The sequence below is a fragment of the Armatimonadota bacterium genome, from assembly GCA_023511795.1.
In the GTDB taxonomy this organism is placed as follows: domain Bacteria; phylum Armatimonadota; class UBA5829; order DTJY01; family DTJY01; genus JAIMAU01.
The window spans coordinates 155308-169230 of the sequence record JAIMAU010000001.1; the positions used below are offsets into that span (position 1 = coordinate 155308).

Here is a 13923-nt window from a genome sequence, read left to right on the forward strand (position 1 = left end):
TCTCTTTTAAATAAAAGGGTCTTCAAAGTCGGGGGTCTCCAAAATCGTAATATTCGGCGGCCCCCTTTTAAGTCAAAAGGTGGACAAGCCAAATGGAGCAAAATAGCAAGCAGTCGCCCGGGACACTTTATGTGGTTGCCACTCCAATCGGAAACCTTGCGGACATTACCCTTCGCGCACTCGCTATTCTCAAGGAAGTTGACCTTATAGCAGCAGAAAATACAAGAGTAACCCAAAAGCTCCTCAGTCGTTATGGCATAGATACTCCCACTACTCCCTACCATCAGCATAGCCTCGGGAAAAAAGCAGAAAGATTGACGGAACTTCTTAAGGAAGGCAAGAACATCGCCCTTGTTTCAGATGCAGGAACGCCTGGTATCTCTGACCCAGGTTACGAAATAATCAATCTAGCTATTAAGAACGAAGTTCCAGTGGTTGCTATTCCAGGACCAAATGCAATAATCACTGCCCTTGTAGTTTCCGGACTGCCAACTAGAAGGTTTGCTTTCGATGGTTTCCCTCCCAGGAAGTCAGGCGAACGCCGAACATTTTTTACATCCCTCAAAGATGAACGAAGAACAATGGTCTTCTACGAATCTCCAAACCGGCTGCTACCAACTTTAAAGGAAATGCTTGACGTTTTCGGCGACCGCCGCATCGCGGTTGTCCGCGAAGCAACTAAAAAGTTCGAAGAGGTGCATCGCGGAACAATTAGCTCTGCAATTGCAAGGTTTACTGAGGTAAAAGCAAAAGGCGAAATAACGATTGTTGTCGCCGGTTGCGCCGAGGGACAAACAGGCGAGGCTGGGAAAGTGGAGGAGGAATTAAGACGCCTTCTTGCCGAAGGTATGTCTGAACGTGATGCAGTAAGGGAATTGGCGCTAAAGTTCCCTCTTCCCAAAAAAGAAATATACCGACGGATGATTCAGGTAAAAAAGGAGCTAAATGGTGATCAAAACTAAACTATTTCTATTCGTGGCATTATTAATTGTACTAGCCGCTATACATTGTGCGGCGGTTGAGACGGGTAAGCAAACAGATTTCACGCAGGTGGTAATCAAAAAGGCAATCGAATTTCTGCCGCAGGATATAAGCTCGAAACTCAAACCTATCGAAAAAGATATAATCTCGAATGCTAAGCCGAAATATACCAAGGATGAGCAGTCATCTTCTGAGTTATCGTACTTCGTTTCCAAAAAGGAAGGCTCTGCGCCTGATACATTCGCTGAGACTTTTCGTCAGGCTAGGAAAAGTATAGGCGAGGGGAAACCTATCTCTGCTCAGGTGGCGGTCTTGGGGAAGCTTGCTGAGTGTATTATAGCATTGTCTCAGCCCTATCACTCTGACGAGGTTGCGTTTAAAAGTCCAAAGCACATTGAGTTCGAAAAGAAACTCGATACAATGAGCTCCTCCATCGATGCAAAGTCAGAAGGAAGTCGAAATGTTGATAATCCATCTAGTTTTGCAGTCCAGATTGCGCAAAAAGCAAATGAAGAGCTGAAGAAGCTATCAAAGGCTGAGAATGGGAAATCGGATGCATCGGAGGAGGTAGGTTCTAGAATATTCTCATTGGCTGCAAATAGCTTAGCCTCCACATGGTGTACGCTTTTAGCAAAGCCGAATGAAACAGAGAATTTTGGAAACTATGTTGGAAACAAGCGGAGCCTGAAATTTCATCGACAAGACTGTCGATATCTTCCGGCAGAGAAAAACCGTACGTATTTCAAAACGCGGGAAGAAGCAATAAACGAAGGATATGTGCCTTGTAAGGTGTGCAAACCATGAGCGAAACTGAATTGCCTGCAAGCGAAATCGAAGGTAGAATTGAGGAACGTCCTCCGAGATATGTATTTGAGCCCATAGTAAGGTTAATGTTATATCTGTTCACAGTTGGAGTGGGCTTAGTACTGGTGGGTTTTGCTATTGCCCCTTTTATTTTTGCTTTCAAAATAAGAGTCACGGATACCTTTGATTTTCAGAGCAACTTGCCTCCTGTGACTATCTATTACATCTCAGCGACGTATGCTGTTCTACTTATATCATTTGGCTTTGTCTTATTCGTTGATAAGTTGCCTCCAGAAGCACTTGGCTTCAACTTTAGAGAAAAATGGGCAAGGGAGTTGTTATTGGGTATTTCCATAGGTGCTCTCGCGACCAGCTTTATATTTATTATTTCGTACATCATGGGTTGGGTAAGAGTAACAGGCTTTATTTTCGAAAAGCCTCCTGCCAAAATTTTGTCCACCATTTTGCTCACCATCCTGCTGATGGTTTCAATTGCGATTTTCGAGGAAACAATGGTTCGAGGATATGTGCTTCGAACCCTTAAATGGGGCTATGGCGCGTTTTCAGCTCTTATTATAAGCTCGGTGTTCTTCTCAATGCTTCATTTTCTTAATCCTGGAGCCACTATGCCTGGTTTTTTGGGCACAATGGCGGCAGGTATTGTTCTTGGTTATGGATATTTGGCAACAGGTCGCTTGTGGCTCCCAATAGGATTCCATTTCGGCTGGAATTTTTTCCTAGGCCCTGTGTTCGGCTTCCCAGTTAGTGGGGTTGAGTTCGATAGTTGGATTGAGCAGATAAGAACGGCGAATACCCTGTGGTTAGGCGGAGACTTCGGCCCCGAGGCCGGGCTTCTTTCTTTCATAGCCCTGGTACCCTCGGCTGTTGCCATTCGATGGTTCACCCAGAAATCAGAAAAAGCACGGCCGTAATGTAAATTATGGCATTTGACACCATTCCTCGAGGGTTGCTATAATTGCCCTGGCTTGTGACCAACTCTCAGGGGGTGGCTAGTTATCCATGAAAGGTGTAGTTCTCGCCGGCGGCCTTGGTACGCGCCTTTATCCACTTACATATGCAACTAATAAACATTTGCTGCCTGTCTTTGATAAGCCAATGATTTTTTATCCAATCCAAACGCTTGTCAAAGCGGGCATAACAGAAGTGATGGTAGTCACAGGCGGGCCTCATGCAGGTGACTTCCTTAGCGTGCTACAAAATGGCGAACAGCTTGGATTAAGACACCTTGAATATGCATACCAAGCTAAGGAAGGCGGTATTGCGGAGGCGCTTTCGTTGTGTGAAGATTTTGCCGACGGCGGAAGCATAACTGTAATTCTTGGAGACAATACAACCGATGCAGATATTGGCCCGGCAGTAAGGTCATTTAAACAGGGTGCGCGAATATTCCTAAAGCGAGTACCCGACCCTGAGCGCTTTGGTGTCCCAGTTTTTGGCGAGGGCGGCAGGATTATTGCAATCGAGGAAAAGCCAAAAAAACCAAAGTCCGATTTTGCCGTTACGGGGTTGTACATCTATGACAGTCAGGTCTTTGAATTCATCCGAGAATGTAAGCCCTCGGCCCGCGGCGAGCTTGAAATTACAGATGTAAACAATTTATACATAAAAGCTGGCCAGCTGGATTGGGTTGAGCTTGAAGGTTTTTGGAGCGACGCTGGCACCTTTGAAAGCTTGTATCGCACTAACAAATTCTGGGCAGAAAAAGCACTCAAGGAAAAAGGGAAAACTTAAATTTTGGTGGTATTTTCTGCGCTGTCTGCTGCCAATCATCGGTTCCCCTCTTGACTCTTAACCTATGAGTCTTGTATTCTAAGCCTGCTTAATCGTTTAACCGGCATTTGGAGGTTCTCCCATGAAGTACCTGCGCTGGCATATTGCCGGAATGCTAATGCTTGTAACAACAATCAGCTATTTGGACCGCCAGTCGCTTTCTGTAGCACAAGTTGAACTCGACCGCCATTTCCATATGAGCAACACAGACTATGGGTATATCACTTTTGCCTTCTTGATAGCCTACGGAATTATGCACCCCTTTATGGGCAGAATCATAGACTTGCTCACAACCAGGCGGGGAATGGCAGTTGCGGTTGCGTGGTGGTCCTTGGCAAATATTGCTCATGCATTTGCAGGCAGTGTATCTTCGTTTGCTTTTTTGAGAGCGCTGTTAGGAATAGGAGAAGCAGGCAACTTCCCCGGCGCAGCAAAAGCTGTTGCAGAATGGTTCCCTCCTAAGGAGCGAGCGGTTGCAACAGGCATCTTCAATCTTGGCGCAGGATTAGGCGCGGCAATTGCTCCGCCGCTGATCGGAACACTTATCATTGCTTTCGGCTGGAGAGCCGCATTTATTGCGACAGGTTTAATTGGCTTTGTTTGGCTGTTTTTTTGGCTTCTCCTGTATCAACAGCCTGAAAAGAACCGCTTCCTTACAAAAGAGGAGCTGGCGTATATAAGAAGCGGACAGGCAGAGGAAAAGGTAGAAGACGTCGTGCAGCGCGGAATTTGGAAAGAGGTGCTTTCTCGAAGGGAACTTTGGGCGCTTATCGCGGCTAGGACTCTGACTGACCCCGTGTGGCTCTTTTTTACTATGTGGCTTCCAAAATATTTCAAGGCTGAACGGGGTTTTGACATAAAGCAAATCGCAATGTTTGTCTGGATACCATTTTTTGCCGCGGACGTGGGAAGCATTGTAGGTGGTGGGATCTCGGCTTACTTTATCAAGCGGGGTTGGCCAGTACTCACCGCTCGGAAAGTTGCTCTCCTCCTTAGCGCGGCGCTGATGCCGATGGTAATTCCTGCCGTGTTTGTCGAAAGCTGGAAATGGGCGCTTTTGTTTGTGTCCATACCACCATTTGCGCACCAGAGTTGGGCGGCAAGCGTACTTACTCTGCCTGGCGACCTTTTCCCAAAACGAATGGTGGCATCAGCATACGGCATCTCGGGAACCCTGGGAATTCTTGCTGGCGGAGTTGTTATGATACTTGTTGGCAAAATTGTAGATTTTGGAAGTTACATGCCAATTTTTATCGCCGCCGGCTTTATGCATCTCATTGCCGCAGCTATTATTTTTGCGCTAATTAGGCAGCGCAAAGTTCACCCAATTCCAACATAATTTTGTGCTTACTATAATAACCCCCACCAACTGAACGCTGTCTTAAATGTTTTAAGGCAAATTTAAGTATGGAAAACTTGACTCTATTTTTGTAATGTGTTATTATGCTCAGACAACTACATTTTGCAAATGCGTTGAAGAGGCTAGTAGACAGAATAGGGCCGTTTCAGAGAGTTGCCGGATGGTGCGAGGCAACGCGGGCGTCTGTCGAATCTCACCTCGGAGCATGAGAGCCGAAAACCGTATGGGTCGAATGGAAGAAATGAGTCGAACGTTCTTCCATTTTGCCCGCCGGGCCAAGTAAGTTCTCACGGTTGGCGGCCGTTATCCTGCTAAGAGCGGGCCAAGTAGCTTCACCTTCAATTTTAGAAGCGCTTTGGTCAAACCAGGGTGGTACCGCGTGAGAGTTAGCCTCTCGTCCCTTTGGGCCGAGAGGCGTTTGTGCAAATTTAAACCAAGTTGTATTTCACTTGAGTTTGCCAAGTTTTTAATGACAATCTATATAAAAGCAACAGATAGAAATTTTAAGAGGTGACAAGCGTGAGAAGCGATGCCGTGAAAAAGGGGTTGGAGCGTGCTCCCCACAGAATGCTATTTTATGCCGACGGATTGACAAAGGAGGAAATGGCAAGGCCGCTTATTGGAGTTGTAAACTCAGCAAACGAAATTGTACCTGGCCATATCCATCTGGATAAAATTGCAGAGGCTGTCAAGGCTGGAATCCGAATGGCAGGCGGAACTCCGCTCGAGTTCGGCATGATAGGAATCTGCGACGGGATTGCGATGGGACACGAAGGGATGAAATACTCCCTGGCAAGCAGAGAGCTTATTGCAGACTCGGTAGAATCAATGACAATTGCGCATGGTTTGGATGCACTTGTACTCATTCCAAACTGCGACAAGATTATACCGGGAATGCTAATGGCAGCTGCACGTTTGAATATTCCTGCGATAGTAATAAGTGGCGGACCAATGCTTGCGGGCTTCTATAAGGGAGAGGCGATATCTTTCACAAAGGTTATGGAAGGTGTAGGCGCAGTTGCAAGCGGCAAAATGACGGAGGAGGAGCTGGCACAAATTGAAGAGGTTGCTTGCCCTGGCTGTGGTTCATGTGCTGGAATGTTCACGGCAAACTCAATGAACTGTCTGACAGAAGCTCTTGGGATGGGGCTTCCAGGGAACGGCACGATACCGGCAGTTGCTTCTGCACGCATTCGCTTGGCGAAGCAGGCAGGCATGGCAATTATGAACCTCCTTGAGAAGCAAATCAAGCCTAGGGATATTATGACAAAAGGTGCGTTCGAGAATGCAATTGCAGTTGATATGGCACTTGGTTGTTCGACAAACACCGTGCTCCACGTGCTTGCGATTGCCAATGAGGCCCGCGTTAAACTCGATCTTGATGATTTCAATAAGCTGAGTGCACGAACACCGCACCTCTGTAGTCTCAGCCCTGCAGGGAAGCACCATCTGGAAGACTTGGACCAAGCTGGCGGGATACCTGCGGTTATGAATGAACTCCTTAAAAATGGCTTGCTTCCATCGCCAGATAACATAACGGCGACTGGCAAAACTGTCCGAGAAAATATAAGTAAGCGTGAAATCCTACGGCCTGACGTAATACGTTCTGTCGCAAGTCCATATCACGCAGAAGGAGGTTTAGCCATCCTGCGAGGCAATATTGCCCAGGATGGTGCGGTTGTAAAGCAGTCCGCTGTTGCGCCTGAAGTGCTTAAATTCTCCGGCCCAGCAGTTGTTTTCGATTCAGAGGACGCGGCGACTTCAGCAATTCTTAGTGGCAAGCTCCCTAAAGGCTCCGTTATTGTGGTTCGATATGAAGGGCCGAAAGGTGGACCAGGAATGCGCGAAATGCTTTTCCCAACAGCTGCTGTTGTAGGCATGGGACTTGAGACAGAGATGGCGCTCATAACTGACGGGCGATTCTCTGGTGCATCGAAAGGGTGCTCTATTGGCCACATCTCGCCCGAAGCTGCCGAGGGCGGCAATATCGCGTTGTTAAAGGATGGCGACATCATTGATATAGACATCCCAGCTAAAACAATCAATGTTAGGCTATCCGACGAAGAGCTGGCAAAGAGGCGTGCATCATGGACTGCCCCTGAGCCAAAAGTGAAAGAAGGATATCTCGCTCGATATGCACGATGTGTTACATCTGCCGGCACTGGAGCGATCGTAAAATAGGACGGAGGAATGTAGTTTGAAGATAACAGGAGCACAGGCATTATTGGAATCCTTAAGACGCGAAGGTGTTGAGGTTATATTTGGTTTTCCAGGAGGCGTCATGCTTCCTATATACGACTGCCTGTACGACTGCAAGGATATTCGACATATACTTGTAAGGCACGAGCAGGGCGCAGCCCATGCGGCTGATGGTTATGCTCGTGCGACCGGAAAAGTAGGAGTTTGTTGTGCGACATCTGGCCCAGGAGCAACAAATCTAGTAACAGGAATTGCTACTGCATATATGGATTCGATTCCCATAGTCGCAATCACTGGGCAGGTGAGAACAACGGCGCTTGGTAAGGATTCCTTCCAAGAAGCCGATATCACCGGAATCACCATGCCGATTACTAAGCACAACTTCCTCGTGAAAAATAGCAAAGATGTGCCAGAGATTGTGGCGGAAGCGTTTCATATCGCTCGCACAGGTCGTCCTGGCCCTGTGCTTATAGACATGCCTATGGATGTATCTTTAGGTGTGATTGACTACAAACCTGTAACCAATGTTGACATCCCATCATACAAGCCGAACACTGTGGGTCATCCACTTCAAATTAAAAAGGCGGCAAAGCTAATAGCATCTGCTGAGCGTCCAGTGATATACGCCGGCGGGGGTGTGATTTCCTCAGGTGCCAGTCCTGAACTTTTGGAGCTGAGCGAGCGCACTAGTATTTTGGTGACAACTACACTTCTAGGCAAAGGAGCGTTCCCCGAGACCCATCCAAACTCGCTTGGCATGCTGGGAATGCATGGAACGGCTTATGCGAACTATGCCGTAGCGCATTGTGATTTGCTGATTGCCATCGGCGCTCGGTTTGATGATCGTGTTACAGGCAAACTGGATGCTTTTGCCCAAAAAGCGAAAGTCATCCATATAGACATTGACCCAGCCGAGATTGGCAAAACAGTGCATGTGGATGTGCCAATTGTCGGCGACTGCAAGCTTGTTCTCCAGGACTTGCTTAAATATGTTGAGCCCCGCAAGCCAACTAGTTGGAATGAACAAGTTATGAAGTGGAAGGCTGAATATCCGCTCCATTACAGTGAGAACGGTTTGCTTCCGCAGTATGTGATTGAGAAAATTTGGGAAGTCACAAACGGTGAGGCGGTAGTTGCGACAGGCGTTGGCCAGCATCAGATGTGGGCCGCCCAGTTTTATAAGTGTAAATACCCGCGTCAATTCCTATCATCTGGCGGTCTTGGAACTATGGGTTTTGGTTTCCCAGCAGGAATCGGAGCGAAGGTTGGGCGACCCAATGATATTGTATTTGTAATTGATGGCGACGGCAGCTTCCAAATGACCTTACAAGAGCTAATTGTGGCTGTGGAAAATAAAATTGCCGTGAAGGTGGCTATCTTAAATAACCAGTATCTCGGCATGGTGCGGCAGTGGCAGGAGCTGTTCTGGAACCGTCGCTATGCAGGAGTGGATATCGCTGCTCAGCCGGACTTTGTAAAACTTGCAGAGGCGTATGGTGCGGTTGGCATGCGCATTGAGAAAAAGGAGCAAGTTGTTGATGCTCTTAAAAAATCACTGGAATACGACAATGTGCCTGTGATTATGGACTTCCATATCGAGCGCGAAGAAAACGTCTTTCCAATGATCCCTGCTGGGCAGAGCATCGAGGAAATGATGGTTCGACGACCAAAGTAAGTTCGGAGGGACAATTAGAAATGCAACATACGATAACAGCTTTAGTTGAAAACAAACCTGGTGTTCTAGCTCGGGTTGCGGGGCTATTTGCCCGCAGGGGGTTCAATATCGAGTCACTAGCCGTTAGTATAACCGAGGACCCTTCGGTGTCTCGAATGACAATCGTGGTTGGTGGAGACGATGCAGTGCTCGAACAGATTACAAAACAGCTCAACAAGCTAATTGACGTAATCAAGGTTGTCGATTATAAGGGAATTCCAATTGTGGAACGAGAGCTTGCATTGATTAAAGTCAACGCCGATGCTGGCGTACGCTCGGAGATTATGCAGATTGTAGACATTTTTCGCGCTAAAATTATCGATGTTAGCGAAAAAACGTTCACAGTGGAAGTCACAGGCAGCGTTGATAAGATTAACGCAATTGAAAAGCTTCTTGAGAGCTATGGAATTAAGGAAGTCGTCCGCACTGGCCGCATCGCCATGATGCGCGGTGCCAAAACTCCATAAGCATAGCGAAGATAATAAGTAGCATTCGAGGAAATCTTTTCTCGAAAGGTAGCTTTTTCTTATAAAGTTCTTGGGCTTAGATAAAAAAGCGGGAGGTAAACAATGGCAAAAGTTTATTATGATCAGGATGCTAATCTCGATGTGTTGAAGGGGCGAAAGGTTGCAATCATTGGCTATGGGAGTCAGGGCCATGCCCAGGCGCAAAATCTAAGAGATAGCGGCGTTGATGTAATCGTCAGCGACCTTCCTGGCACGCCAAATTGGGAAAAGGCGATTGAGGATGGTTTCAAACCAGTATCGGCGGCGGAAGCTTCATCGGAAGCAAGCATCATCCAAATCCTTACAGAGGACGAGGTTCAGCCAAAGGTTTACAAGAGCGAAGTTGAGATGAACCTTACTGAGGGTAAAGCCCTATTATTTTCGCATGGTTTTAATATTCATTTTGGGCAGATAGTTCCACCGGCGAACGTTGATGTGATAATGGTTGCGCCCAAAGGCCCAGGTCATCTTGTGCGTCGGCAATATACCGAAGGCGCAGGCGTCCCAGCTCTAATTGCTGTGCAACAAGATGCTTCTGGCAAGGCAAAAGAGATAGCGCTGGCATATGCAAAAGGAATCGGTGCGACGAGGGTAGGCGTCCTAGAGACCACCTTTAAGGAAGAAACTGAAACAGACCTCTTTGGCGAGCAAGCTGTGCTGTGTGGCGGGGCGACATCCCTTGTTATTGCTGGTTTCGAGACGCTAGTTGAGGCAGGTTACCAACCGGAAATTGCGTACTTCGAGTGTTTGCATGAGTTGAAGCTTATCGTAGATCTTATGTACGAAGGCGGTATCAGCTGGATGAGATATTCAATCAGCAATACCGCAGAATATGGCGACTATACTCGCGGGCCGCGGATAATCAATGAAAATACGCGTGCTGAAATGAAGCGCATTCTAGGCGAAATCCAAAGAGGCGAATTCGCAAAGGAATGGATACTTGAAAATGCAGCCAACCGACCAGTTTTCAATGCGGCTCGGAGGATGGCAAAAGAGCATATGATTGAAGAGGTAGGTGCACGCCTTCGCGAAATGATGCCGTATTTGAAAAAGAAGCGGTAAAGCGCAACAAGTAGCAAGCATATTAAAGCCTTTCGTTAATGTCTTTTGTAGCTGCTTGATACTTGTAGCTTGTTTCTTTCGGGGGCATTCTTATGAGCAGGAGAATACTTATATTTGATACCACGCTCAGAGACGGCGAACAATCGCCCGGAGCAAGCATGAATATCGAGGAAAAATTGGAGGTGGCAAAGCAACTTGCCCGCCTGAATGTAGATGTAATTGAGGCGGGGTTCCCCATCTCATCTCCAGGAGATTTTGAGGCAGTCAAGACGATTGCCCAGCAGATTAAAGGCCCAGCAATCGCCGGTTTGTGTCGGGCGAACGATGCCGATATTGACCGTACGTGGGAGGCAGTTCGGTACTCCAATAAGCCCTATATACATACCTTCATTGCAACGTCTGATATTCATCTTGAGAGAAAACTAAAGAAATCCAGAGAAGAGGTTCTCGACCTGGCTGTAAAGGCAGTCAAGCGTGCCAAATCTTACTGCGAAAATGTGGAGTTCTCTGCCGAAGATGCATCGAGGACAGATATTGACTATCTGTGTCAAGTTGTAGAGGCGGTAATAGATGCTGGCGCCACCGTGGTCAACATTCCCGATACAGTCGGCTATGCTGTGCCGCATGAGTTCGCGAATATCATTAGGACGTTGCTAGACAGGGTGCCGAATATCAATAAATGCATACTGAGCGTCCATTGCCATAACGACCTTGGGTTGGCAGTTGCAAATTCATTGGCGGCGGTGCTTGCAGGTGCGGGCCAGGTGGAGTGTACGATAAATGGGATTGGCGAGCGTGCGGGTAATGCCGCACTTGAGGAGGTTGTGATGGCAATTAATACCCGCAAAGACATCTTCGATGTTACAACGGGTGTAAACACAAAAGAGATTTACCGCGCTAGCAGGCTTGTGAGCGACGTCACTGGTTTGCAGGTTCAGGCAAACAAGGCAATTGTTGGAAGCAATGCTTTTGCGCATGAGGCGGGAATCCATCAGCACGGCGTAATCCAGGATAAAAGAACCTATGAGATTATAGACGCAGAGGATATAGGCCTTTCTGAGAGCAAGCTTGTGCTTGGGAAACATTCGGGGCGCCATGCATTTGAAAAGCGGCTTAGCGAGCTTGGTTACGAGCTTACTCGTGAAGAACTTGACAAGGCATTTGCAAGGTTCAAAGAAGTGGCCGACAAAAAGAAGGAAATATTCGATGAGGATTTGGAAGCCTTAGTCGCCGACGAAGTTCATGCTATTCCTGAAACATATCAGCTGACGTACATGACTGTGATGACTAGCCTTGAGGGGATTCCCACTGCTACAATCAAAATCGCTACGCCTAATGGCGAGCTGAGCGACTGTGGAACTGGTGTTGGTTCGGTGGACGCAGTATACAAAACGATTGACAAAATTATCAGAGTTCCACACACTCTAAAAGATTATATCGTAAAAGCAGTAACAGGCGGCACCGATGCTTTGGGTGAAGTTACTGTGAAGTTAGCAGATGATAGGAACGTTTATACAGGCAGAGGTGCTAGCCTCGATATCGTGGAAGCAAGCGCCAAGGCATACATCCAGGCTATTAACAAACTAGTCTATTATCAAGCAAAGCGTGGCAACAGCCGCGCAGGTGAAAAGCCTGTGCTTTAGATTGAGGTACAATATGGGCCAAACAATAACACAAAAGATACTCGCAGCTCATGCTGATAAGGATCAAGTCGAACCAGGCGAACTAGTTACAATAAAGTTGGATTTTATGCTTGGGAACGACATTACTGCTCCAATAGCGATTCGTGAATTCAAGCAGATTGGCGTTGATTGCGTGTTCGACAAAGAGCGTATCGCCCTTGTTCCAGACCATTACACGCCAGCAAAGGATATGAAAGCCGCTCAGCAAGTTAAAGAAATGCGAGAATTCGCCCATGAATATGGCATTACAAACTTTTTTGAAGTTGGTCGCGTTGGCGTCGAACATACACTTCTTCCCGATGAAGGACTTGTAGTACCCGGTGATGCCGTTATCGGGGCTGATTCCCATACATGTACATATGGTGCGCTGGGGCTCTTTTCAACCGGCGTGGGAAGCACAGACCTAGCAGCAGCGATGGCACTAGGTGAAACTTGGGTCCGGGTGCCGGAGACCATCAAGTTCGTTTATTATGGTAAATTAAACAAGTGGGTTGGCGGAAAAGACTTGATACTCTACACAATTGGTAAGATTGGTGTGGACGGGGCGCTCTACTGCTCGATGGAATTCACAGGGGAAACCATTTCTTTTCTGCCAATGGCTGACCGTTTCACGATGTGCAACATGGCAATCGAAGCTGGCGGCAAAAACGGCATAATGCATGTTGACGATACTACACTTGAATATGTAAAGCCGCGTGCAAAACGTCCTTGGAAGGTCTATGCAAGCGATTCTGACGCCTTGTATAAAGAAATAATCGAGATTGACGTCTCTGAAATTGAGCCTCAGGTTGCATTTCCACATCTTCCGGAAAACACAAGGCCCGTAAGTCAAGCAAGCGACATACGGATTGACCAAGCAGTAATTGGCTCTTGTACAAATGGTCGCATCGAAGACCTGCGAATCGCTGCAAGCGTCTTAAAAGGACGCAGGGTCCATCCTGATGTGCGGCTAATCATTATTCCTGCAACTCAGGAAATTTGGCAACAGGCAATGCGTGAAGGGCTTTTTGATATATTTATTGAGGCTGGTGCAGCCGTAAGCACGCCGACGTGTGGCCCCTGTCTTGGAGGGCACATGGGATGCCTTGCAGAGGGTGAGCGGGCAATTGCTACAACCAACCGCAATTTCGTAGGCAGGATGGGCCACGTCAAGTCGGAAGTTTATCTGTCAAATCCTGCAATTGCGGCGGCCTCTGCTGTTTTGGGCAGGATAGGAAGTCCAGAAGAACTCAATTGAGATTGGTGCTGAATTTAGATTTTGAAAAATATTAAAGAGCAAATGGAGATAGTGCAGATTATGATTTTCAGAGGCAAAGTCCATAAATATGGTAGCAACGTAGATACGGATGTCATTATCCCTGCGCGCTACCTCGTCACGTCTGACCCTGCAGAGTTAGCAGCGCACTGCATGGAGGATATAGACCCCGATTTCGTGAAGAGAGTGCAGCCAGGCGATATCATTGTCGCTGAAGAAAATTTTGGTTGTGGTTCGTCTCGAGAACATGCGCCAATAGCAATCAAAGCTTCGGGAATATCCTGTGTAATCGCAAAAACATTCGCTAGAATCTTTTATCGGAACTCATTTAACATTGGGCTACCAATACTCGAATGCCCAGAAGCGGTTGATGGTATTTCTGCTGGCGACGAAGTAGAAGTTGAAACATCAACAGGTAAAATTGTCAACTTGACGACTTGCAAAGCATTTCAGGCAAGGCCTTTCCCCGAATTTATCCAACAGCTAATTTTGGCAGGCGGCCTGATTCCCTATGCGCGTGAAAGGGTCAAAGCTCTAAAAAAGTGCCGCTGATTGCGGCAGAGGTGACT

12 protein-coding genes and 1 other annotated feature are annotated in these 13923 nt (G+C 47.3%); all 12 genes read left to right on the top strand.

The window, feature by feature from the left end; translation table 11 throughout:
* The first annotated feature begins 92 nt into the window (after positions 1-92).
* The 12 genes from rsmI (at position 93) to leuD (ending at position 13906) form a co-directional block, all read left to right on the top strand.
* Positions 93-962, top strand: a complete 870-nt coding sequence (rsmI, locus tag K6T99_00645; GenBank protein ID MCL6518321.1) for a 16S rRNA (cytidine(1402)-2'-O)-methyltransferase — start codon at positions 93-95, stop codon at positions 960-962.
* On the top strand, positions 946-1785 hold the full coding sequence (locus K6T99_00650; GenBank protein ID MCL6518322.1) for a hypothetical protein: 840 nt from the start codon (positions 946-948) through the stop codon (positions 1783-1785). Before rsmI ends, K6T99_00650 begins: the two co-directional genes overlap by 17 nt.
* Positions 1782-2717: a CPBP family intramembrane metalloprotease gene (locus tag K6T99_00655; protein ID MCL6518323.1), complete on the top strand. Its 936-nt coding sequence runs from the start codon at positions 1782-1784 to the stop codon at positions 2715-2717. Before K6T99_00650 ends, K6T99_00655 begins: the two co-directional genes overlap by 4 nt.
* 88 nt (positions 2718-2805) lie before the next feature.
* Complete coding sequence (locus tag K6T99_00660) at positions 2806-3537, top strand: NTP transferase domain-containing protein (protein ID MCL6518324.1); 732 nt, start codon at positions 2806-2808, stop codon at positions 3535-3537.
* Between the two features lie 121 nt (positions 3538-3658).
* Complete coding sequence (locus tag K6T99_00665; protein ID MCL6518325.1) at positions 3659-4915, top strand: MFS transporter; 1257 nt, start codon at positions 3659-3661, stop codon at positions 4913-4915.
* Positions 4916-5040: 125 nt separating this feature from the next.
* Positions 5041-5341, top strand: a binding site (T-box leader).
* A 114-nt stretch (positions 5342-5455) separates the two neighbouring features.
* On the top strand, positions 5456-7117 hold the full coding sequence (gene ilvD, locus K6T99_00670; protein MCL6518326.1) for a dihydroxy-acid dehydratase: 1662 nt from the start codon (positions 5456-5458) through the stop codon (positions 7115-7117).
* A gap of 16 nt (positions 7118-7133) precedes the next feature.
* Positions 7134-8810 carry a biosynthetic-type acetolactate synthase large subunit gene (gene ilvB, locus K6T99_00675; protein MCL6518327.1) on the top strand — a complete coding sequence of 559 codons (1677 nt, stop codon included), beginning with the start codon at positions 7134-7136 and terminating at the stop codon, positions 8808-8810.
* A gap of 20 nt (positions 8811-8830) precedes the next feature.
* Positions 8831-9316, top strand: a complete 486-nt coding sequence (gene ilvN / locus K6T99_00680) for an acetolactate synthase small subunit (GenBank protein MCL6518328.1) — start codon at positions 8831-8833, stop codon at positions 9314-9316.
* A gap of 102 nt (positions 9317-9418) precedes the next feature.
* A complete protein-coding gene (gene ilvC / locus K6T99_00685; GenBank protein ID MCL6518329.1) occupies positions 9419-10417 on the top strand; it encodes a ketol-acid reductoisomerase in 999 nt (332 codons plus the stop codon).
* 92 nt (positions 10418-10509) lie between these two features.
* On the top strand, positions 10510-12060 hold the full coding sequence (locus K6T99_00690; protein ID MCL6518330.1) for a 2-isopropylmalate synthase: 1551 nt from the start codon (positions 10510-10512) through the stop codon (positions 12058-12060).
* A gap of 13 nt (positions 12061-12073) precedes the next feature.
* A complete protein-coding gene (gene leuC, locus K6T99_00695) occupies positions 12074-13336 on the top strand; it encodes a 3-isopropylmalate dehydratase large subunit (GenBank protein ID MCL6518331.1) in 1263 nt (420 codons plus the stop codon).
* Between the two features lie 60 nt (positions 13337-13396).
* Positions 13397-13906: a 3-isopropylmalate dehydratase small subunit gene (leuD, locus tag K6T99_00700; GenBank protein ID MCL6518332.1), complete on the top strand. Its 510-nt coding sequence runs from the start codon at positions 13397-13399 to the stop codon at positions 13904-13906.
* Positions 13907-13923 lie beyond the last annotated feature (17 nt).